This window comes from Fusibacter ferrireducens (assembly GCF_015352425.1).
Taxonomy (GTDB): domain Bacteria; phylum Bacillota; class Clostridia; order Peptostreptococcales; family Acidaminobacteraceae; genus Fusibacter_A; species Fusibacter_A ferrireducens.
Genome location: NZ_JADKNH010000004.1, coordinates 242,802 through 265,416 on the forward strand (window position 1 = coordinate 242,802; position 22,615 = coordinate 265,416).

Consider the following 22,615-nt stretch of genomic DNA (forward strand, 5'->3'; position numbering starts at 1 on the left):
TCATTTTGCGATATGATTATTCTGAGGTGATGCATATGAAATGTGTAATGATAATTGATTTAGAATTGCCACTGGGTATTCAGATGAATACAGCGGCGGCACTTGGTATAAGCTTGGCAAGTGCAGTAGAAGGACTCACTGGGAAAAGTGTGGTAGACCAAGAAGGTCATATTTATGAAGGTATTACCAATGTGCCTATTCCAATATTAGCGCTGAAGGGTGATGAGATCAAGGCCAAATATGATGTCTTGTTGGAGAATCAAAATCCAGAATTAAAAGTGTATGCTTTTGTGGATGTAGCTCAAAAATCGCTCTCCTATGAAGATTATGAGATGAAACTTGCGCGTACAAAATACGCTGATGTGGGATTTTTGGGATTATGCATTTATGGACCAAAAAAAATGGTCAATAAATTAACTGGCAATATAAAAATGATGAGATAATAATATAATATGAAACTATAAAGGGATTAACTGAAAAAAATTTTTAAAAAGCAATAAAAATGCTTTTCTCCAGAGTCTAATAGATGGTTGGAGTGTCCAAATGCTAGAGTTGAATCAAATTCTAAATCTGAACTATGTCTTTCACGTAAAGCAAATGATATAGTACAAATAGAGGTTTGTGTGAAGCTGAATTTTGACATTTTAACGATAGATGAATCTGGAGTTTTTTTTGAAAGGAGTGAACGCTGTTGGATTCAGAGGAGTTTGCAAAACACATCGAACAAATCAGAATGAAACTGTATAAGACCGCTTTGCTCTATATTGGAAACGAGTCTGCTGCAATTGATATTTTGGATGAAACTGTATATAAAGCGCTGAGAGGGTATAAAAAACTGCGCCAACCAGAATATTTTGATACTTGGATCACGCGTATACTTATCAATGAATGTCATAATGAGCGTAAAAGGCTCAAACGTTGTAGCCCTATGGCAGAACTACCTGAATCCGCTGTTGAAGATTTTGATGCTCTTCCTTTGAAAGAGGCAGTTGGTTGCTTACCCAAAGCGTTAAAAGAAGTTGTCATCTTGCGCTACTTTTCTGGTTATACACTTAAGGATACGGCAAATGCGCTCCAAATACCTCTGGGAACTGCTGCGACGCGTCAAAGAAGAGCTCTGGCATTGCTGAGGATTGAACTTGGAGAGGAGGAAGTTGTGTGAATCGAAATGAAGAATACAAACGGTTGATTCAAGAATTGGAGATACCGGTTCCCGCTTTGGAGTATACGTTGACAAGGGCTAAAGCGAAAAGGTTTCGTCGGAAATGGCTTTTTCGTCCTGCAGTAGGCCTAGTATCTGTATTTGCTTGTTTTATTATGCTAGTGAATTTTTACTCGCCAGTGGCTTATGCCTTTTCTAGAGTACCTATATTAAAAGATCTTGCTGAAGCGGTGACCTTTTCAAGATCTTTAACGGAAGCTGTAAGAAATGAATATGTTCAGCCTGTGGCACTACAGCAAACCGATAATGGTGTAACAGCTCGGATTGAATATTTAATCGTCGATCAAAAGCAAGTCAATGTATTCTTCAATTTGGAATCTGACTTATATGCTCATATGAATATAAAACCAGAGGTGTATCAACCTGACGGAAAAACGCATGCCAATTGCAGCTTTGCATTTGGGGGCTATGATGCTCAGGAGGATCCATTAGGGAGTATTACCATTGATTTTTTTAATAGTGACGTACCCGATCAGTTGTTATTGAAACTAGATATAATTGGCAGTGAAGACTCTCAAATGACAGCATCTGAAGTGGATACAATAGAGGATGACTATGAGTCTGATTATGAGTCTGAGCATGAAGTAGAGTATGTTGCACATTTTGAGTTTCTTTTGACCTTTGATCCAACCTTTACAGCACCCAAAAAAGAAATTGAAATCAATCAGATTGTAACATTGGGTGATCAACAGATTAAACTGACCAATATGGAAGTCTACCCAACACATTTGAGATTGAATGTGGCCGATGTCTCAGAGAACACAGCTTGGTTAAAGCGATTAGATTTTTTTGTTGAAACGGGTGATGGACTGACTTTTGATAAAATCACAAACGGCATTACCGCCGTAGGCTCTATAGATTCGCCGATGATGGTATCTTATCGTGCAGACAGCCCTTATTTCTATAAAGCGGATCGCTTTAAAATTGTCATAAGTGGTGCGGAGTGGTTGGATAAGGATATGGAAACCACTCATCTTGATTTAATAAGTGGGCAAGTGGATAGAATGCCAGAGGGCACTGAAATTTCTAAAATTACTCGAAAAGATAATAATTGGACGATTATAGTGTTGGCTAAAGAACATCATAAACATATGGAAGAAAGACCATCTTTCCATCAAATTTTTATGAGTAATTATTATGATCCTGATGGCAATGAGCATGAAATTCACAGTTGGATTACAAGTGGAGCTATGGAAGAGCCAGAAGCAGATCAAAACTATTTTGAGTGTGAAATATCATTAAAAAATTATCCTTATGATGAAGTCTGGTTAGTACCTGCTTATTCTCACGAATGGTCAACCGATAAGCCAGTTGAATTGAATGTCCAATAGGTGCTTTAAATGACTTGATACGCGTTTACTCTACAATAAAAAAACTGGTATCCTAAAAATGCCTTTTTACTGGATCTTTACAATACCAATATATTTTATATAATCAGATTAGAGGAGGACTCTATAGCGAATAAGAGGATTCTACTGAGATGAGAAAGGGGCAAGAACGTGCAGATAAATGTAAAAAGCGAACAGGTACAGATTGGCGTATTAAGCGTAAAAAATTTTAAGGCTAGGGCAGATCAGGATGAATTTAATCTTTTAGTCCATCAGACCATTGCGAAGATCAACCAAGATTATGGGATGTTGAGTCGAAAGCAATTAAAGAAGAAATCACCTATAGATGAATATGCAGAATATTATAAACGATACGGATACAGTTATCCCGTTCTAGGGCAATTGGAGTCTTTTCTCAAGGGCGAGAAACAATTAGAAGAGGATATACCGCTTTTGAAAATTCTGCTCCTTACTGAATTAGAGAGCATGCTTTTGATGGCTGGTCATGATATGAATGCTATCCAAATGCCACTGACGTTAGATAGAGGACCACAAGATACAGAAATTGAATATGTTGGCATCAGTAAACGTAATCAAAAGATAGGTATAAATGATTTTTACATTAGAGATACAGAAGCTGTCATTTCAAGTGTCTTAAGAGGTCCTGACTACAGGACACGCATCACCGAAAGCACGCAAGATGCCCTATTTATCATTTACGGGCTGTATGAAACAAATCCATTGGAGGAAGAGCTTCAAAGGACACTGGATCGGCTAGAGAAGCTCTTAAAGGCATGTTCACCAGAATGCATTATTGGAGCAAAAAATATTGTACAAAAGAATAGTTTGTAAAAAACAGCCTATGCAAAACATAAATTATTAATCATCACAATTAAAAAAACGCGAATTAAGAAAAGCCACGGATTTGAACTTAACTTTCCTCGAAAGCGAGCTCAACCCCGTGGCTTTATTAAATGGTTTCAGGCCTTTATTGAATATTTTTTACTCATTGATGTTTAAATCTTAAAACACGTGATGAATTGAGTACTGCCAGTAAAGCAACCCCTACATCACCGAATATTGCAAGCCACATTGTACCAAAACCAATGACGCCTAGAATCATAATTAGGATTTTGATGCCAAGTGCGAAGATAATGTTTTGTGAGACAATACGCTTAGTAAATTTTGAAATTGAGATCGCTGTGACAAGTTTTGAAGGTTCATCTGTCATAAAAACAATATCAGAAGCTTCTATGGCAGCATCACTACCGATAGAGCCCATGGAGATGCCCACGTCTGCAAGCGTTAATACTGGAGCATCGTTGATACCGTCGCCCAAGAATGCAATTTTCTTACCTTTATCTTTTAAATCTTGAACTTGTTTGAATTTATCTTCTGGTAAAAGGGCGCTTCTGTAATTCTTAATAGAGAGTGTCTTGGCGATTTCGTTTGCCTGTAACTCGCGATCCCCTGTGAGCATCCAAACTTCATGATTCATTTTGTTCAAGGCATCAATGGTCTTTTGGCTGTCAGGTTTCAACATATCGCCAAGGACAATGGCACCTAGATATTGTTTGTTTTTAAAGATATATACGATTGTCCCGCTCATCTCAAGCTCTGGAACACTGAGGTCATATAGCTTGGCAATAGATGCATTACCAGCGAGATAGACATTGTCGGCATATTCAACTTTAACGCCCTTACCGCTGATTTCTTCCACAGCGTCACCTGTTATGGTCTCAAATTCAGACACATTTTCAAGTTTTGAGATATACTCAATAATGGATTTTGCTATAGGATGTGTTGAATTTCTTTCGCATAAATAAGCGCTTTCAATAAGATCTTTATTAGAGGCGTCTTTAGCCAATACAATATTGCTTACTTCAAAGCGACCTTTGGTGAGTGTGCCCGTTTTATCAAATACAACGGTGTCAATTTGACTTAAAGCTTCAAGATAGTTACTGCCTTTGACAAGAATACCGTTTTTGGAAGCCGTACCAATACCGCTGAAGAAACCAAGTGGTACAGATAACACCAAGGCACATGGACATGAAATTACAAGAAAGATCAAACTCTTATAAAGCCATTCGTGAAAATGAGCGCCTGAGATCACTAGAGGTGGCACTATGGCAATAAATGCTGCAATCCCAACTACAATAGGCGTATAAACTCGGGCAAATTTTGTGATGAAGTGTTCTGTTTTTGCCTTTTGACCACTTGCGTTTTCAACTAAGTCGAGTATTCTAGCAACTGTAGAATCCTTGTAGACCTTAGTTACTTTTATTTTGATTACGGCATTGATAACAACCGTTCCGCTGAGTACACTGTCATTGATGCCATAACTCATTGGCAGCGATTCACCTGTTAGTGCAGAGGTATCAATCATGGTACGACCTTCAATGATGGTACCATCAAGTGGAATTCTCATACCGGGTTTAACTAAAATGACGTCATTGATTTTAACTTCTTCAGGTGAGACTTCTCTTTGTGAATGTTCTCCCACAAGTATGGCCTTATCCGGTCTGATGTTGATGAGCGATTTGATGGCATCTCTGGAGTGATTAACAGCTAAATCTTCGAAAAACTCTCCAATTTCATAAAAAATCATAACGGCAACGGCTTCTGGATACTCGCCAATACCAATTGCACCAAAAGTTGCAATGGACATAAGGAAGTTTTCATCAAACACGCGCCCTTTTAAGATATTTTTAAATGATTTGAATAAGACGCGATGCCCAGAAATGATATATGCAACACCGAGCAAGCCCAATTTGAGTTCGAATTCTGGCGCCGCAAAGGAACTGAAGAAAAGCGCTAAGCTTATGCCTAATCGAATGAGTTCCTTAATTGTGTGTGATTTATGTGCATCAGCAGTTACTTTAGAATCCAAATCCGATTTTAAAACGACCTTGACATCGGGTTCAAGATCCGTGACGATTTTTTCGATTTCTTTTATTTTCAAAGAAGAATCTTGTTTTGAGATATGCTTTTCATCGTATTCAAATGTCAACTTCGATTGAGAAAAATCCAAATTAACTTTACTAAGACCGTGAATACCTTTTGTTTTGGTCTCAATTTTTGCGGCGCAATTGGCACAGCCAAGGCCATCTAAATATAAATCTACTCTTGTCATGGGTTCACCTACCTACTTGTGAATAACGTGATCAATGCCTTGCGTGAGTATGGTCAGAACATGATCATCATCTAATGAGTAATAAACAACCTTTCCTTCTTTTCTATTTTTAACAAGTCCTGCCTGTTTCAATACACGTAGTTGGTGTGAAATGGCAGATTGTGTCATATCCAGAGAACTGGATATGGCTTGAACACAAAGTTCAGATGTGATCAGGAGATACAAAATTTTTATACGAGTAGGATCTCCAAACACTTTGAAGATATCAGCTACGGAACTGGCCATATCGTTTTCAAGTACGATGTTTATGCCGTCGCGGATTGCTTCATCCAATACTAAAGAACATTTACAAATTTTTTGTTCAGTCATAGGTATACCTTTTATCCTTTCGTGATCTAATAGAGAACACATGAACAATTGAACGTATGAACAACTGCTCATATGTAGTTTAACTTAATTTTAAAAAAAAATCAATAGGATTTGTCATTATAAATAAAAAAAATTGAGCTAAAAGGTTTTCTACGAAGCTTCAATCTAGAAAACCTTTTAGTGGGCAATGATGAATTAAAAAATTGGATTCAAAGCTGTTCAAGCTGTTTCAGTTGCTTTTTTAAGTATAGGATAAGATCAAATCTCAACTGTTCTGGATGAATGCTTAAAATACCTTCGGAGAATTTAGACAAATAGGCTGTGATAAATCGGATTTCATGATCATCATAATGACCCTTTAAAAAGACTTGGTCGTTTTCAGTGCACAGTTTAATCGTGGGATAATTTTCTTTATAATAGACATCAACCAAATTAGGCGCAATTTCAATTTTAAATTCATGTTGCTTTGAATAATGGTTTGAGCTTTTTTGCTTGAGAATGTCCTGATTAATTGGTGTTAGGTGTGTTGCAACTTCTAATGTCTCTATTTTATCGCAGCGAAAGACTTTAATGGATTTTGACAAATGATCATAACCTGTTGCATACCACTGATTAAAGCTGGATGAAACTTTATAAAATTGAATTGTATAGGATTTACTTCGATATAAAATGGTGACAACATTATTGGCTAATATACTTTGAATGATATCGCTAAGATGATGACTTTCGTAGGGCTGACTTATGTTTTCAAAACGAATAATACGCTCTAATTCGTGAAGTCTATTCTGAGATAAGGTTGAGACATTATCTAAAAACTTTTGTTGTATTCTTGAAAATTCTATATTAAAGGGAAGTGATTTATAGTTTTTAACAGTCATAAGCGATAAGTACAGAATAAATAACTCATCATCGGTAAAATGAATTGCGGGTAATACCTTATTATTCAGTAAGACGTATTTACCATAGCGGCCAGATTCGCTGTAAAAAGATAAACCGATTTCTTCTAAAGAATCAATATCTCGAAGTGCAGTACTTTTTGAAATGCTGTATTGAGTCATGAGATCTGAAAGATTAAAGTGCTTTTTATCGGACAGATAGCGCAACATGCTATTTAGGCGTTCGCTTTTTTTCATAATTTATACCTCCAACGGTATCAAGTTCTGACACCTTATAATGATATGATAATACTACAAGTTATCATAAACATCAATCCCCAAGGAGGCATACACATGAAAAGAAAATATTTTGAATCTAACGGATTAAAGCTATCCTATCTTGATAACGAAGAAATAGGAAAGCCAATGATACTCTGTCTACATGGTTTGTTTGGAAATGCAAGGTATTATTCAAATTTCCTTGAACTAAAAAAATACCATGTACTTAGTTTGGATCAAAGAGGGCATGGCTTTAGTCAGCATGCCGCAACTGGACAATACACTTGTGAACATTTACTGAGCGATTTTCTAAGTTTTTTAGATAAGGTTAGTAAAGAGAATCCCGTAATGGTCATTGGACATTCTCTAGGGGGCATTATTGCTTACTATGCAGCAGCAGAACGTTCAAATATAAGTAAGCTAGTTGTAGAAGATATTGGCGCAATTGTAAAGGGCGATGCATCATTTGCATCTCAAATAACGCATCGGACTTCCTCTCTGCTTATGTTAAGTGATAGTCTTAAAAAGTTTGGGATTAAAGAGCCTAGTTACTTTATGGAAAGTGCGTTCAATGATGAAGCGGGCTGGGGATTCAGATTTGACAAGGAACATATGGCAGAAATACATGAAAGTATAAATGGAGACCACTGGGATGTATTGCTTTCCAGTAGCTGTCCAATGTTGTTGGTTCATGGACAAAATTCGTGGGTTGTTTCGGATGAGCACGTCATTGAAATAGGGGAAAAGCGTGAAAATACAAAGGTAGTTATGTTTGAGCATATTTCACATGGTATCAATATGGAAGTGCCAAATGAATTTCTTGAGCATGTAAATTGTTTTTTAAACGAATAGGGACTCGCACTCTAAACTGGATTTTGATACTCTAACTATTTAATCATTGTCCGTCAAAACTTTTTTTTTTCGGACACGTCCTCGTCTAACCGCTTAGAGCAGGTTGAACATTCCTGTCTCTAAGCTGGACGAATACTAATGTTGATAACAACATTTGAGTCATCTTTCGATGCCTCAAACCGATTTTCGCTGACGCTGTTTGAGGTTGAACATCCCTCTTCACGGCTTTCGGCTCAAATCTTGTTGTACAACAACATTTGAGTCATCTTTCGATGCCTCAAACCGATTTTCGCTGACGCTGTTTGAGGTTGAATATCCCTCTTCACGGCTTTCGGCTCAAATCTTGTTGTTTAAATAAAAAACCTCAATTCTAAAAATGCAGAATTGAGGTTTAGTATGCAGTGATACTTGTCTCTATTTAGATTGAACAGCTTTTAATAGCGATCATCAAAAGATTCATATCGTCTTGGTGAATGTAATAGTTCGTGCTCTAGGCGTTTTAATCTTTTAGACTTTGACACGTAGAGCACTGTAATAAAAATCGAGTACAGGAAGAGGATGATGATAGAAATGATAATGCTTATTCCCAGTGCTACATAGAAATCGTCGTCAAAGTCTTCAGAAGCACCTGCATCTAAATCGCTTGGATCATCACTTGCCTCAGAATCAGCATTGGCCTTTTGAGTGGCGTAGTATTCTTTGTAAGCCATTTTAATTTCACTTGGACTATATAGATAATCTAGAGCAGGATGCTTGTCATAGTATTTAAGGGATTCAAGCGTTTGATCCATTTCACCGAGCAATCCCTCAAAATGTGTAAAGAGCGTCGAATAAAATTTTGTGCTGTCCAAATCTATTTCAAGATTTGCCATTTGTGTCACTGGAGACAGCGAGCTGCCACTTTTCAAAAAATCCAAATATTTTTTTTGATAAGCATCCCCTTCGGTGATTAAATGATCTTTAATGGCAGTGGATGCGGCGAGGCTCATGGCATATGAATAGACATAGAAAGTTTGGTACATGTGTGGAATTTGCATCCATTGATACTGATAGGCATCATCTAAGATAACGCTATTGCCGTAATAGTCTTCTGAAGTTTCAAGCCAGAGCGTATTTAAACGATCTAGAGAGAGGGGATTGCCCTTTTCAGCTTCATCATAAACACGCATTTCGAAATCGGCTAGGATCGTTTGCATGAAGAAGGTTTCATAATAGAGTTCAATTTCTTTTTCTAAATAAAAGAGTTTGAGCTCATCGTCATCGGCTTTGTTCTTTAAAGATTCAAGCAATAATAATTCATTTAAAGTGGACGTGGCTTCTGATGGAAAAGAACCCACGTTTGTATCAAAATAATTTTGGTTTTCTATGGTGTACATCTGATGCATGGCATGTCCGAGCTCATGAGCCAAGGTGGATTCGCTTATAAAATCATCACTGTAATTGAGTAATATATATACAGGAGCATCGTAAGCGCCCCAAGTATATTGCGAATTGGTTTTAAACTCATCGGGATAGACGTCGATGTTGCCGCTTTCTAAAAATAAATTAAGCTTCGCAGTATACTGATCTCCAAGTGGTGCAAGTGCATCTATGACCGAACGAATACTGTCTTCATAAGAAATTTCCTGATAATAAGAACTCGCATAGGGCAGATGAAAATCTGAGCTGTGGAACTCTTCATAACCAAGGGATTTTTGTTTTATGTGATTAAACTGTTGAATTAACTGAGCGTTTGCACGTGTTGTCTCAATGAGATTTCTATACTGATCAGGTTCTATGATGCCGGAAGTGGCATATTCAAGCACAGAATCATAGCCGCGTGATTTGGCGAGAAATATGTTTTTTTGAACCTCTGCGATATAAATGCTTGCAATCGTGTTGGCGTGTTGACTATAAGGTTTGGCATAAGCATCGTTTGCCTTAACCCGATCGTCAAGTTGATTGCTATAAAAGTAAATGGTATCGATATCAAAATCAAAACGACGCGTATCCCCAAGTGGATCTAAAAAATCATCATAGTGAACGTCGGATGTGGTGAGCTGATCGTAGATCTTCTTAGGCATTTCAGAAAATTCAGTGGCATAAGCTAAGACGTTTTCCGCCTCTTCAGTAAGCACATGTGCTCTTTCGTCAACAAGGGACAGGAAAAAGCTTTCAAAAGGTTGAAATTGTCGTTTTTTTGATAAATGAATGAGTTCATCATCCGTGTATGTCATAAGCTCAGGGTTAATAAAAGCCGCAGCTTCTTCCAAATTCGCATAAGCATCCATCGCTGTGGAAACATATTCTTGATAATCTGAATTTGCCGTATTTGTATCTTGGAGCATAGAGGCATAAACATAGAGCTTATCACTTAGGATGGAGGCTTCAAGGTATAGCGTTAAACACGCTTCTAACTGTTTTGGATCAGAGAGCTGACCTTTAAAATTCATGAGTTTTGGAATAAGTTCTCTGTTGAGATTTTCTGCATTGGCGTTAAATTCAGTTGTATCAGCAAATATCTTTTCAAGATGCCACTGAGTGGGATGTTCTGTAGCAAAAGAGCATGTATTCAAAATAAGTAGTAAGATAAGTGTGAGTCCTATTGATTTTCTAATACTTTTGGATAGGTCAATTGACATAGAGGCCTCCAGTTGGATTTGTGATGGTGGTGTCTTTCATCGTTTATATTTTAAATTTTAAATTGAATTTTAAAAAACCTCTTAATGATGTTAAAAATCATTAGAGGTTTTTTGTTGTTAAGCGGTCTTAACATAATGACGAACACATGATTAACATTAGTTGTTCTTGTTAAGTAAGGTATCTGATAATGCGGAGTTAAGGTTTGCAAAAGACTCATCTAGTCTGTCTAAATCACTTGTATCTAAGACTTCTAATTGTTGGAACATTTCGTTTGAGAAACGGTCCAAAGTCGTTTCAACAATCGCTTTTCCCTTTTCACTTAAAGAAATATAATAGATTCTTTTATCCAAGGCATCAATCTCTTTTGTAAAGTAGCCTTCATTAATTGCTGTCTTAATATATCTACTGCAGTTAGGTAGAGAAATATCAAGCAATTCAGAAACTTCTGAAATCATTAGCTTTTTGTGTCTATATACGGTTTGAAGCATTTTAAATTCTAGCTTACTAACATCTTGATGTTTATTTTTCTTAAAGCTAGAGTGGATAACTTCTTCGTAGATATCATTGAAAATAATGACTTGTTTAAGTATGCTGTTAATCTTGTTATCATTCATAAAATCACTCCTTATAATAGATTATAAATTTTTAAAGCCTTAATTGCAAGTAGTGTTTATTAAATATTTATAATTTGATTAGACAATAACAAAGAAAACGACATTTCCATATAATAGAATTAATCCCGAATTTGTCCTTGCCCATAAATAATATATTTTATTGTTGTCAAGGCTTCAAGTCCCATAGGGCCCCTAGCATGTAATTTTTGAGTACTAATGCCTATTTCAGCACCAAATCCAAATTGATTGCCATCGGTAAAACGCGTGGAAGCATTTACATAAACAGCAGCAGAGTCCACATGGTTTAGAAAATACTCAGAGTTGGCATAATTTTCAGTGAGAATCGCCTCTGAATGATGAGTGCTAAATATTTCGATGTGCTCAATGGCTTCTTTGATATTGGAAACGGCTTTTATGGCAAGTTTATAATCTAAATACTCTGTTTCCCAATCCGACTCTGTTGCCAAGCTGATATCATCTCCTAATTTGTTCAAATTGCTGAGATGGTCATAACATTTTTCGCAAACTGCTAGTTTAACATTCTCAAGACGGAGCGATTCAATAATTGGAATCAGGTGAGATTCCAAATTCTTTTCGTGAAGCAACACGGTTTCAACAGCATTGCAAGCACCTGGCTTTTGAACTTTTGCGTTGATGATAATATCTCTTGCATTATCAACAGGATATTGATGATCAACAAAAATATGACAATTGCCAGTGCCCGTTTCAATCACAGGAACTTTAGCATTTTCAAGAACAAATTGAATGAGTCCTGCGCCCCCTCTTGGAATGACGCAATCCAAAAATTTAAGCCCTAAAAATAATTTGATCAGTTCTCGATCAGAGCTTGGAATAAGCTGAACACATGAAACGGGAAGTGATCTAAACTTTAGTGCTTCTTGAATGGCTTCAATCAAGACAATGTTCGTATTGACAGCTTCTTTGCCGCCTTTTAAGATGACTGCATTGCCCGTTTTTAAACAAAGCGCTGCGGCATCCACAGTAACATTTGGCCTAGATTCGTAAATAATACCTATGACCCCCAGAGGCACGCGTTTAGCCCCTATATTGAGGCCTGCATCATTAAGCCACATCTTATCGAGAGATCCCACTGGATCTTTTAAAGCAACAGTTTGTTCGATGCCCTTAATCATATCTTGAATCCTTTTAGAATCCAATTTAAGGCGATCGAGCATAGCATCTGAGGTGCCTGCTTGCTTGGCATTTTTCATATCAAGTTCATTGGCAGCAAGAATTTTGGATTCAAAAGCCAGAAGTTGTTTGCCTATAGCTTGTAGCAATCTGTTTTTATCTGCTGAACTGAGCGTTCTAAGCCTTATAGCAGCTTCCTTTGCTTCAAATCCCATCTGTTCCAACATTTTTTTGTAATCTTTTATCATAATGAGCCTCCAGTATAGTCTACTTAATATGAGTTGCTAAAGTGGAAAAATGTCCCCAGGTCTTCGCCGTCCAGCGACCGATCTAGAATATGATCGACCTGACTGTTCACGATGAGCATGTTAATTTTTGAAGGCGCAAGCAATCTTGCCGCATTGAATTTCGTAATCATCCCTCCAGTACCCACTGAGGAATTAGAATCGCCTGCATCAATTGAGTCAAGTTCTTTGACATTGTTTATCTCAGATATTTGAATTGCGTTGGCATTTTGTCTTGGATCTTTATCATATACACCGTTGATATCCGATAAGATAATGAGACATTCAAAAGAAATCATTTTACAAACTTCTGCTGAAAGGGTATCGTTATCGCCGACTTTTATTTCATCTATGGCAACCACATCATTTTCATTGATGATGGGTATGATATTGCGTTCGGTTAAAGTATTCAGCGCGTTAGTACAGTGTTCTCTACGCGTTTCTTCATACATATCTTCTTTAGTTAAGAGTACCTGAGCAACTGTGATGCTGTATTCAGAGAAAAATTTTTCGTACATGTGCATAAGTGTACTTTGACCAACAGCGGCAGCAGCTTGTTTCTCAGGGATCGTTTTGGGGCGTTCACTCAAATGCATTTTGCCCATGCCAGCGGGTATAGCACCAGAAGAGACAACGATGATTTTTTTGCCACTGTTATGAATATTGGCAATTTGTCTGACCAAGGACTCCATCTTCCAAAGATCAATCAATCCATTTTCATGAGTGATTGATGAAGATCCAATTTTGATCACCAGTTTGTTTTGAGTAATAATTTCTTGACGCATAATGCCCCCTTAAAGTTAAGAAAATTTCGAAAATGTAACAAATGTATCGACGCATTATATCAAAAAAATGATCTTTAGTAAACCCGTACGCTCAAAAAACGCTCCAAAAAAACGGTATAAGCTGAAAAAAGTTCCCACAAAGGGGAACTTTTTATGTCAGCAAGGTTAGTCTGAAAGATAATTTTCCCAACTATGCCCCAATCATAAATGAGAGTTCAGCTTGACAGGCAACTTTACCGTCAACTTTTGCCACGGCCTTGCCCACACCAAAATTGGCTCTAGATTTTATGATTTCTATTTCAAGGTACAAAGTATCGCCAGGGATGACTTTTCTCCTGAACTTACAATTGTTAATTCCTGCAAAGTAAGCAATTTTACCTAAGTTTTCTTCTTTTTTCAAGAGAACCACTGCACCAACTTGTGCTAGCGCTTCTACTATGAGCACGCCAGGCATGACATGCTCCTGAGGAAAATGGCCTTGGAAAAAATATTCATTTGCTGTGACGTTTTTAATGCCCATAGCGCTTACGCCTTCTTCAAGTGCGACGATTTTATCCACCAGAAGAAAAGGATAGCGATGAGGAATAATTTCTTGTATCTGATTGCTATTCAATAGGGTTTCCATTAAAGTCTCCTTATATCAACCGTATAGGCGTGTTTAGCCCTTAAACTTTCCAAAGATTAAAGTGGCATTATGTCCACCAAATCCCAATGAGTTTGTAAGTGCATAATTTACTTCTTGATTTCTACCCACATTTGGAACGTAATCGAGATCACAGAGTTCATCTGCTTCAGTGAAATTGATCGTAGGGGGCACAAAACTGTCCATGATCGAATTGATGCAAACGATGGACTCAATTGCACCGGCAGCACCAAGCAAGTGACCTGTCATAGATTTAGTAGAAGATACAGGTACTTTATAGGCATAATCGCCAAATGCAGTTTTAATGGCTGCAGTTTCAAAGATATCATTGTAAGGGGTGCTCGTACCATGAGCATTGATGTAGCCAACTTCTTCTGGTGCGATCCCAGCATCTTTTAAAGCCATTTTGATAGCCCTTGCGCCACCTTCACCACCTGGAGCAGGTGTCGTGATATGATGAGAGTCGCTTGTTGAACCATAACCTACGATCTCAGCGTAGATGGTTGCACCTCTTTTTTGAGCATGTTCAAGCGTTTCAAGAACGAGCATTGCAGCACCTTCTGACATGACGAAACCACTTCTGTCTTTGTCAAAGGGAATAGAGGCTCTCATGGGATCGTGTGATTCATTCAGTGCAGTCATGGCTTGGAAACCACCAATGCCAAGTGCTGAAATAGAAGCTTCAGAACCGCCAGCAATGATGACGTCATGGTAACCACATCTTAGGTCTTTAAAGGCTTCGCCAATGGCACTTGCACTTGAAGCACATGCTGTGTTGTAAGTGAGGCAAGAGCCTTTAACACCAAGTGCAATGGATACATTTCCAGCTGCCATATTGGAGATAGACATTGGAATGAAGAAAGGAGACATCCTCTCAGCACCTTTGTGGAAGAGTTTTTCACTGTTCTCTTCAATGGTGATCAGGCCACCAATGCCAGATCCTAAATAAACACCAACTGCTTGTGCATTATCGTCGTTTATGGTTAAATTAGAATCCTCCACTGCAAGTTTTGAAGCTGCAATGGCAAAGTGTGTAAAACGGTCCATACGCTTTGCATCTTTTTTGTTAATATAGTCTGTCACAACAAAATCTTTAATTTCGCCAGCACATTTTACTTTGAAATTTTCTGTATCAAAGGATTCGATTAAGCTGATGCCACATTTGCCCGCTTTAATATTTTTTAGAAATTCATCTTTCCCAGATCCTATAGGAGATACAACACCCATTCCAGTTACAACAACTCTATTGCTCATAATAAAATTCCTCCATTTTCAATTTCAATTTCGATAAAGATTTATATGGCCATACCGCCATCCACTTGGATGACTTGACCTGTAATATAATTTGCCTTGTCTGACGCCAAGAAAGCGACCACATCTGCAACATCTTCTGGTCTACCAAATTTTCCTAACGGTATATTGGCAAGCGAAGCTTGTTTAGCTTCTTCGCTGATCGCTTCCGACATTTTGGTTTGAATGAATCCAGGGGCGATGGCATTGACTGTAATATTTCGGGATGCGAGCTCTCGGGCGATGGATTTGGTAAAGCCAATAATCCCTGCTTTTGAAGCGGCATAATTGGACTGACCCGCATTACCTGTGATACCAACAATGGAAGATATGTTGATGATCTTGCCAAATCTTTGCTTAAGCATGATTCTGGACACATGCTTCGTGCAGTTGAATGTCCCTTTTAAATTGATGTTTTGAACGGCATCAAAATCCGCTTCACTCATTCTTAGAATTAAGTTATCCTTAGTGATGCCTGCATTATTTACAAGCAGATCAATTTGTCCAAAAGTGGACTTAGCAGTGTTGATGATGTTTTCAGCTTCTTTAAAATTGCTGACATCTCCTTGTACTAGGATCGTTTCTGTTGTTAAAGTATTTGCAAGTGCTTCGAGTTCTTCTCTACTATTTCGATAGTTAAGAACTAAATTGTAGCCTTCTTTGGCAAGTGCGCTTGCGATTGCACTTCCAATGCCTCGGCTAGCACCTGTAACGATTGCAACTTTCATTTAGACACCTCATTTTATAGCTTTGTATTGTCGCGTTAGTGTACGGATGATCTTTATATGACACGATTGACTTAGAAATAGCCTTTTCAAAATGAAAAGACTATTGAGAGTCATCCAGCAATAGATCAAAGAATAGGCTTATTAAATAGCTTTTTCAATAAAGGTTTCATTGAAGTAAGCAATGGCCTTATTTAAAGATTCTAGATCGTGAATAGAAACGACTTTGATACTTCTGTCAATTTTGCCGATAAAAGCAGAAAGCGCATTTCCAGGACCAAATTCAACGATGGTATCAATGCCGATGGATTTCATAGATTCAATACATTCAATCCATCTCACGGAACTTGTAACTTGCTTTGCAAGAGTGTCTTTAATCAGGGATTCAGAGGACACAATTCGACCGTCCACGTTGGAAATAACAGGTACATTCATATCAGAAATATTGACGTTCTCCAGTTCCATAGCTAAGTTTTCTTGAGCTCTTATCAGCATAGAGGTGTGGAACGGTGCACTGACAGGAAGGGGGAGTACGCGTTTTGCGCCTTTTTCTTTTGCAATTTCTCCAGCGATTTCAAGCGCTTTAAGATCGCCGCCAATGACAATTTGTTTTGGAGAATTATAATTGCAAACTTCCACAATACCGTGGGCACTGGCGAGCTTAGCAACTTCTTCTGTCTGATCCGGGGATAATCCTACAATGGCACTCATACCACCTACGCCAAGTGGTACTGCGTCTTGCATGAAAGCCCCTCTTTTTTTGACGAGCTGTACTGCTTCGTCAAAGGCTAAAGAGCCAGAACAAACATGTGCGCTATATTCGCCAAGACTTAAACCCGCCACGGCACTCGGTGTGATATCTATTTTGGACTCAAAGGCTTTAAGCATAGCGATAGAAGTCGTTAGAATCGCTGGTTGGGTGATTTCAGTTTTATTTAGATCCTCCTGGGGACCGTTAAAGCAAAGTGATTTTAAATCATAACCTAAAGCGAGATTTGCTTGATCATAAATGACGCGACTGACTTCGTAAGCCTCGAAAAACTCTTTTCCCATGCCTTCTTTTTGTGCACCTTGTCCTGCAAACACATAACCAATTTTCATAACGTACCGTCCTTTCTATTTATCAGCAACCATTTTAAAGTTCTTGAGTATGACTGTTTCACATTCACTAAAAATTTGTTTTATGATTTCTTCAGAGGATTCTTCTTTCTTTATAAGACCTGCCACTTGACCAGCCATGACGGAGCCAAACTGGATGTCGCCATCAACTGCGGCTTTTCTGAGTGCGCCTACGCCAAGTGCATCAATCTCTTCAACGGGAGCATTGTTTTTTTCAAGTTCAGCGCATTGACGATAGAGTTTGTTTTTTAAGATTCTGACGGGATGACCTGTAGATCTGCCCGAGATTACGGAAGATGTATCTTTCGCGCTGATCACCATGTCCTTATAAGCAGAATGGACATTGCATTCATGCGCAACAAGGAATCTTGTGCCCACTTGGATACCATTGGCCCCAAGCATAAATGCAGCCGCTGCACCTCTGCCATCGGCTATGCCGCCAGCAGCTACAACTGGAATACTCACGGAGTCAATGACCTGAGGAATCAGCGACATGGTCGTAAGTTCTCCGATATGGCCACCTGCTTCCATACCTTCAGCGATAAGCGCGTCCACACCCAGTGATTCCATTCTTCTTGCAAGAGAAACGGATGCAACAACTGGAATGATTTTGATGTTAGCAGCTTTTAAACGTTCGATGTATTTACCCGGGCTACCAGCACCTGTGATGACGATTGGGACTTGTTTTTCTATTGCCAAGTCGATGATATCATCCACAAAGGGACTGAGAAGCATAATATTAAGCGCATAGGGTTTTTGAGTTAAGGTCTGAATTTTATTGAGTTGTTTTTCGACGATATGCTTTTCAGCATTACCACCAGCAATCACTCCAAGACCACCTGCGTTAGAAACTGCTGCTGCTAAGTCGGCATCAGAAATCCATGCCATGCCACCTTGTATGATAGGGTATTCAATATTAAGTAAATCGCAGATGTTTGTTCTAAACATATTGCCTCCTTGAAGACTACAAAAAGTTTATAAAAAGTTTATTTGTTTTCTTTATGAAGAAAATCCCAAGCACAAGCCAAGGATTTTCTTAAAGGTTTTTGGTATAAATTGATTTTTGTAATTGTGATGATCGTTAATATTATTTGCCAATGTAGCTGACGATATCGCCGACTGTTTTAATATTTACAGCGTCATTTTCTTCAACTTTGATTTCGAAAGCATCTTCAATAGACATAATCAAATCCACCATGTCCAGTGAGTCAGCGCCTAAATCTTCTCTGATGTCGCTTTCCATTGTCACTTCATCTACATCTAAATCTAATTCTTCAACTAAAATATCTCTTACTTTTTCAAAAGTCATTTTATATTTCCTCCTAAAATTCATTTCATATTATTATTGCATCATTATTCCGAATAATAGTGGCGCCTGAAACGCCTGTAATCATTTGACAACCAAAGTATATGTCACCTAAAGTTAAGAATCAAGGCATTTTATAAATTGTTTATAATTGAGCATAAATTGTTAATAAAGGAAATGTAGGCACACAACCGCTGTTTTTTTTAACAAGTTAATTGAAACTGGCGTATATGGCTTTAAAAGAGCTACTTACAATACGAGTGACAATATAATAGAAGAAACCCATAGAGATTGTGGATGAAGGTCAAAATGGATACCAATAAAAATATACATACTAAATGCATAAATATACAACTTGTGTATTTAAAAAATTAAGTTGATCGCTCTGTGCGGACGTTATAAATCGAATTTGATAAAGCAAATACAAAAAAAACTTTAAAAAGTATGAGAAATTAAAAAAAAAAGCATTAAGTTCGATGAAAATATACAAAATGGGTTGTATTTTTATGTGAAGACTGATATATTGGTATGAATTAAATGTGAGGAGGGCTAAGACGTGAAGAAATTTAAACGTGTACTGGTAGCCAATAGAGGTGAAATTGCGATTCGCGTTTTTAGGGCTTGTCATGAACTTGGTATAAGAACGGTGGCAATCTATTCTAAAGAGGATCAAAATTCGCTCTTTAGAACGAAGGCAGACGAATCTTATCTTATAGGAAAGAATAAGGGACCAATTGAAGCATATCTTGATATCGATGAAATCGTTAAACTTGCAATCAAAAAAGGCGTTGATGCAATTCATCCAGGATATGGGTTTCTATCAGAAAATCCAGATTTCGCAAAGAAGTGTGCAGAAGCTGGGATTGAGTTTATAGGTCCAACACCAGAAATGATGATTTCTGTGGGTGATAAAATTAAATCCAAAATTGTGGCAACTGCAGCATGTGTTCCTATAATTCCAGGCGTGGAAAGACCTATTGCCAATGACGAAGAGGCAAAACAATTCGCAAAAAAAGCGGGATATCCCATCATGCTCAAAGCAGCATCAGGTGGTGGCGGCAGAGGTATGCGCATTGTAAGGGATGAGAAGCATATCATAAAAGAGTTTCATGCTGCGAGCTCTGAAGCTCTTAAAGCATTTGGAAATGACGATATTTTTATTGAAAAATATCTAGAAGCGCCTAAGCATATTGAAGTTCAGATTTTGGGAGATAAACATGGCAACATCGTTCATCTCTTTGAAAGAGATTGTTCTATTCAGAGAAGACATCAAAAAGTTGTTGAGTTTACACCAGCACTTTGCTTATCTGATGAGCAGAGAAAAGCCATTTGTGAAGATGCCATTAAAATTGCAAAGGCGGTTAACTACAGAGGCGCTGGAACTTGTGAATTCTTAGTAGACCAGACGGGTGCGCATTACTTTATTGAAATGAATCCTCGAATTCAAGTGGAGCATACTGTGACTGAGATGGTCACAGGCATTGATCTTGTACAAGCTCAAATTTTGGTGGCAGAAGGTTATGCCCTTGACTCTAAGGAGATCGCTATTAAGGGACAAGAAGATATTCATGTGAATGGTTACGCCATTCAATGTCGTATTACCACAGAAGATCCAAAGCATGATTTTATGCCTGACACTGGAAAAATTGATGTCTACAGAACAGGCTCAGGATTTGGTGTGAGACTTGACGGTGGCAATGGTTTCACCGGTGCAGTCATTTCGCCTTATTACGATAGTTTACTGGTAAAATGTACAACATGGTCGAGAAGCTTTGAAGATGCTATTCGTAAGTCCATAAGGGCCATTAAGGAAATTAAGATCAGTGGCGTCAAGACTAATACAGATTTTCTTATTAATGTGCTCAACCACGAAACTTTCCATAAAGGGCTTTGTGATACGAACTTTATTGCAGATAATAAGTCTTTGATGGATTTTAAATCCAAGACAGATAAAGAGTTACGCGTTCTCAATTTCATTGGAGAAAAAGTAGTCAATGAGACCAAGGGCAGAAAACAAGAATTTGATGTGCCTCATGTACCCAATATTGAGGGCATGGCTAGAGGATTTGGCACAAAACAAATACTTGATCAGAAGGGTGCAAAAGGCGTTGTGGACTGGATTAGAAGCCAAAATAGATTGCTTCTAACAGATACTACAATGCGAGATGCACATCAATCTTTAATGGCTACACGCATGCGAACAGTGGATATGAAGAAGATTGCAAAGGCAACTGCGGTACTTGCGCCGGAGTTATTTTCACTCGAAATGTGGGGTGGTGCAACTTTTGATGTGGCCTATCGTTTCTTAAAAGAAAATCCGTGGGAGAGATTGGACAGCATTAGGGAGAGAGTGCCTAACGTGTTGCTTCAAATGCTCATTAGAGGTTCAAATGGCGTAGGCTATAAGAATTATCCAGATAATGTGATTAAAGCACTCATTGATGAGGCAGCTATGAGAGGGATTGATGTCTTTAGAATCTTTGATTCTCTCAACTGGCTTGAAGGCATGAAGGTTTCCATGGAACAAGTGCTTCAGACGGGTAAAATAGCTGAGGGTGCACTGTGCTATACCGGGGATATACTCGATGAAACGCGAGATAAATACAGTCTCAATTACTATATAAAAATGGCAAAAGAAGTTGAGAAAATGGGTGCTCATATTTTGGGAATTAAAGACATGTCTGCACTCTTAAAACCGTATGCGGCTAAAAAACTCATTACAGCACTTAAAAATGAAATTTCAATCCCAATTCATCTTCATACACATGATACAACTGGAAATGGTGTGGCAACACTGCTCATGGCAGCAGAAGCGGGCGTGGATATAGTGGATACGGCGTTTAACAGTATGTCAGGACTTACAAGTCAGCCAGCGCTCAACAGTATTGTGGCAGCACTTTCTAATTCGTCACGAGATACGGGGCTTAAATTGGATAATATTCAACAGATATCTGATTATTGGGCAAATGTTAGACCGGTATATCAAAGTTTTGAATCCGATTTGAAGACTTCCAGTGCAGAAATTTATAAATATGAGATTCCAGGTGGACAGTACTCAAACCTTAAACCGCAGGTAGATAGTTTTGGCCTTTCACACAAGTTCGGTGAAGTGAAAGAAATGTACAAATCTGTGAATGAAATGTTCGGCGATATCATTAAGGTGACGCCATCATCTAAAGCAGTGGGCGACATGGCAATCTTCATGGTGCAAAATGAACTCAGTCCAGAGAACCTTTTAGAAAAGGGTAAAGATCTCGCGTTCCCTGATTCAGTCATTTCCTATTTTGCAGGATACATGGGACAACCACAAGGTGGATTTCCAGAGCAAATTCAGAAAATGGTGCTTAAGAATCAAGAACCGATTACTTGTAGACCTGGCGATTTATTACCACCTGAGGATTTCGGTGCGATAGATTCACACCTTAGAAATAAATACAATATTAAGCCAAGTAAATCTGATTTAATCAGTTACGCACTCTATCCAAAAGTAGTGGATGACTATTATGAATATCTAGAGAAACACGGTGATTTCAGTAGAATGGGCAGTGATATCTTCTTTCATGGCCTCGTTGAAGGTGAAACTTGTGAAATTGAAATTGAATCGGGTAAAATACTAAATGTTAAATTACTCGAGATAGGCAAAATCTTGGACGATGGTACAAGATCGGTTATCTATGAAGTCAACGGCAACAGAAGAGAAGTTGCTATTAAGGATATGAGTTCATCTCTTAGAAGCAATCTGACTCAAACCGTGTTTGCAGATGATTCAAACCCGTGTGAAGTGGGAAGTCCAATACCGGGAAAGGTAACTAAGGTATTGGTGAGTGAAGGCGATGAGGTCAATGAAAATGATATACTATTTATCATTGAAGCCATGAAAATGGAAACGACTATCAGCGCGAAGCAAAGTGGTGTTGTGGAAAAAATCTATGTGAAGCAGGATCAGCTTGTGAAATCCGGTGAGCTGTTGCTTGAAGTTTGCATTGGATAGGTTCGAACACTGTTAATTGTATTGAA

At 38.1% G+C, this 22,615-nt stretch carries 19 protein-coding genes; 6 read left to right on the forward strand and 13 right to left on the reverse strand.

The window, feature by feature from the left end:
• Window positions 1–35: 35 nt before the first annotated feature.
• From ISU02_RS08080 to ISU02_RS08095, 4 genes are all read left to right on the forward strand, one after another.
• On the forward strand, window positions 36–443 hold the full coding sequence (locus ISU02_RS08080) for a DUF2000 domain-containing protein (protein WP_194701304.1): 408 nt from the start codon (window positions 36–38) through the stop codon (window positions 441–443).
• A gap of 248 nt (window positions 444–691) precedes the next feature.
• Window positions 692–1,162: a sigma-70 family RNA polymerase sigma factor gene (locus tag ISU02_RS08085; RefSeq protein ID WP_194701305.1), complete on the forward strand. Its 471-nt coding sequence runs from the start codon at window positions 692–694 to the stop codon at window positions 1,160–1,162.
• Window positions 1,159–2,553 (forward strand): DUF4179 domain-containing protein, encoded by a 1,395-nt coding sequence (locus ISU02_RS08090; RefSeq protein ID WP_194701306.1) that lies wholly within the window; start codon window positions 1,159–1,161, stop codon window positions 2,551–2,553. The genes ISU02_RS08085 and ISU02_RS08090 overlap by 4 nt, the downstream gene beginning before the upstream one ends.
• Window positions 2,554–2,721: 168 nt before the next feature.
• A complete protein-coding gene (locus ISU02_RS08095) occupies window positions 2,722–3,402 on the forward strand; it encodes a hypothetical protein (protein ID WP_194701307.1) in 681 nt (226 codons plus the stop codon).
• A 154-nt stretch (window positions 3,403–3,556) separates the two neighbouring features.
• Here the strand turns inward: ISU02_RS08095 and ISU02_RS08100 are convergent, their stop codons facing one another.
• From ISU02_RS08100 to ISU02_RS08110, 3 genes are all read right to left on the reverse strand, one after another.
• Complete coding sequence (locus ISU02_RS08100) at window positions 3,557–5,683, reverse strand: heavy metal translocating P-type ATPase (RefSeq protein ID WP_194701308.1); 2,127 nt, start codon at window positions 5,681–5,683, stop codon at window positions 3,557–3,559.
• Between the two features lie 12 nt (window positions 5,684–5,695).
• Window positions 5,696–6,052 carry an ArsR/SmtB family transcription factor gene (locus ISU02_RS08105; RefSeq protein ID WP_194701309.1) on the reverse strand — a complete coding sequence of 119 codons (357 nt, stop codon included), beginning with the start codon at window positions 6,050–6,052 and terminating at the stop codon, window positions 5,696–5,698.
• Window positions 6,053–6,261: 209 nt separating this feature from the next.
• A complete protein-coding gene (locus ISU02_RS08110) occupies window positions 6,262–7,185 on the reverse strand; it encodes a helix-turn-helix transcriptional regulator (RefSeq protein ID WP_194701310.1) in 924 nt (307 codons plus the stop codon).
• 96 nt (window positions 7,186–7,281) lie between these two features.
• On the opposite strand from ISU02_RS08110, the gene ISU02_RS08115 reads away from it, so the two are divergent.
• Window positions 7,282–8,058 (forward strand): alpha/beta fold hydrolase, encoded by a 777-nt coding sequence (locus ISU02_RS08115; RefSeq protein WP_194701311.1) that lies wholly within the window; start codon window positions 7,282–7,284, stop codon window positions 8,056–8,058.
• Between the two features lie 434 nt (window positions 8,059–8,492).
• Here ISU02_RS08115 and ISU02_RS08120 read toward each other — a convergent pair whose 3' ends face one another.
• From ISU02_RS08120 to acpP, 10 genes are all read right to left on the reverse strand, one after another.
• Complete coding sequence (locus ISU02_RS08120) at window positions 8,493–10,679, reverse strand: M3 family oligoendopeptidase (RefSeq protein WP_194701312.1); 2,187 nt, start codon at window positions 10,677–10,679, stop codon at window positions 8,493–8,495.
• 156 nt (window positions 10,680–10,835) lie between these two features.
• Complete coding sequence (locus tag ISU02_RS08125; protein ID WP_194701313.1) at window positions 10,836–11,294, reverse strand: MarR family winged helix-turn-helix transcriptional regulator; 459 nt, start codon at window positions 11,292–11,294, stop codon at window positions 10,836–10,838.
• A 119-nt stretch (window positions 11,295–11,413) separates the two neighbouring features.
• A complete protein-coding gene (locus ISU02_RS08130) occupies window positions 11,414–12,694 on the reverse strand; it encodes a glutamate-5-semialdehyde dehydrogenase (protein ID WP_323985028.1) in 1,281 nt (426 codons plus the stop codon).
• Window positions 12,695–12,717: 23 nt separating this feature from the next.
• Window positions 12,718–13,515 (reverse strand): glutamate 5-kinase, encoded by a 798-nt coding sequence (gene proB, locus ISU02_RS08135; protein ID WP_194701314.1) that lies wholly within the window; start codon window positions 13,513–13,515, stop codon window positions 12,718–12,720.
• Window positions 13,516–13,705: 190 nt separating this feature from the next.
• Window positions 13,706–14,140 (reverse strand): 3-hydroxyacyl-ACP dehydratase FabZ, encoded by a 435-nt coding sequence (gene fabZ, locus ISU02_RS08140; protein ID WP_194701315.1) that lies wholly within the window; start codon window positions 14,138–14,140, stop codon window positions 13,706–13,708.
• Window positions 14,141–14,173: 33 nt separating this feature from the next.
• Window positions 14,174–15,412, reverse strand: coding sequence for a beta-ketoacyl-ACP synthase II (gene fabF, locus ISU02_RS08145; RefSeq protein WP_194701316.1), 1,239 nt, complete (start codon window positions 15,410–15,412; stop codon window positions 14,174–14,176).
• Between the two features lie 41 nt (window positions 15,413–15,453).
• On the reverse strand, window positions 15,454–16,176 hold the full coding sequence (gene fabG, locus ISU02_RS08150) for a 3-oxoacyl-[acyl-carrier-protein] reductase (protein WP_194701317.1): 723 nt from the start codon (window positions 16,174–16,176) through the stop codon (window positions 15,454–15,456).
• Window positions 16,177–16,317: 141 nt separating this feature from the next.
• Entirely contained in the window at window positions 16,318–17,274 is a 957-nt protein-coding gene (gene fabD, locus ISU02_RS08155) for an ACP S-malonyltransferase (RefSeq protein ID WP_194701318.1), read from the reverse strand.
• A 15-nt stretch (window positions 17,275–17,289) separates the two neighbouring features.
• A complete protein-coding gene (gene fabK / locus ISU02_RS08160) occupies window positions 17,290–18,240 on the reverse strand; it encodes an enoyl-[acyl-carrier-protein] reductase FabK (RefSeq protein WP_194701319.1) in 951 nt (316 codons plus the stop codon).
• Between the two features lie 139 nt (window positions 18,241–18,379).
• A complete protein-coding gene (acpP, locus tag ISU02_RS08165) occupies window positions 18,380–18,601 on the reverse strand; it encodes an acyl carrier protein (RefSeq protein ID WP_194701320.1) in 222 nt (73 codons plus the stop codon).
• Window positions 18,602–19,154: 553 nt separating this feature from the next.
• Here acpP and ISU02_RS08170 point away from each other — a divergent pair.
• Window positions 19,155–22,589 carry a pyruvate carboxylase gene (locus ISU02_RS08170; RefSeq protein ID WP_194701321.1) on the forward strand — a complete coding sequence of 1,145 codons (3,435 nt, stop codon included), beginning with the start codon at window positions 19,155–19,157 and terminating at the stop codon, window positions 22,587–22,589.
• Window positions 22,590–22,615 lie beyond the last annotated feature (26 nt).

Excerpts from the sequence above, each read along its gene's own strand:
- proB (WP_194701314.1), bottom strand. The coding sequence starts at position 13,515 with ATGCGTCAAGAAATTATTACTCAAAACAAACTGGTGATCAAAATTGGA.
- fabK (WP_194701319.1), bottom strand. The coding sequence starts at position 18,240 with ATGTTTAGAACAAACATCTGCGATTTACTTAATATTGAATACCCTATC.
- fabZ (WP_194701315.1), bottom strand. The coding sequence starts at position 14,140 with ATGGAAACCCTATTGAATAGCAATCAGATACAAGAAATTATTCCTCAT.
- fabF (WP_194701316.1), bottom strand. The coding sequence starts at position 15,412 with ATGAGCAATAGAGTTGTTGTAACTGGAATGGGTGTTGTATCTCCTATA.
- ISU02_RS08115 (WP_194701311.1), top strand. The coding sequence starts at position 7,282 with ATGAAAAGAAAATATTTTGAATCTAACGGATTAAAGCTATCCTATCTT.
- ISU02_RS08120 (WP_194701312.1), bottom strand. The coding sequence starts at position 10,679 with ATGTCAATTGACCTATCCAAAAGTATTAGAAAATCAATAGGACTCACA.
- fabG (WP_194701317.1), bottom strand. The coding sequence starts at position 16,176 with ATGAAAGTTGCAATCGTTACAGGTGCTAGCCGAGGCATTGGAAGTGCA.
- ISU02_RS08080 (WP_194701304.1), top strand. The coding sequence starts at position 36 with ATGAAATGTGTAATGATAATTGATTTAGAATTGCCACTGGGTATTCAG.
- fabD (WP_194701318.1), bottom strand. The coding sequence starts at position 17,274 with ATGAAAATTGGTTATGTGTTTGCAGGACAAGGTGCACAAAAAGAAGGC.
- ISU02_RS08125 (WP_194701313.1), bottom strand. The coding sequence starts at position 11,294 with ATGAATGATAACAAGATTAACAGCATACTTAAACAAGTCATTATTTTC.
- ISU02_RS08100 (WP_194701308.1), bottom strand. The coding sequence starts at position 5,683 with ATGACAAGAGTAGATTTATATTTAGATGGCCTTGGCTGTGCCAATTGC.
- ISU02_RS08105 (WP_194701309.1), bottom strand. The coding sequence starts at position 6,052 with ATGACTGAACAAAAAATTTGTAAATGTTCTTTAGTATTGGATGAAGCA.
- ISU02_RS08130 (WP_323985028.1), bottom strand. The coding sequence starts at position 12,694 with ATGATAAAAGATTACAAAAAAATGTTGGAACAGATGGGATTTGAAGCA.
- ISU02_RS08110 (WP_194701310.1), bottom strand. The coding sequence starts at position 7,185 with ATGAAAAAAAGCGAACGCCTAAATAGCATGTTGCGCTATCTGTCCGAT.
- acpP (WP_194701320.1), bottom strand. The coding sequence starts at position 18,601 with ATGACTTTTGAAAAAGTAAGAGATATTTTAGTTGAAGAATTAGATTTA.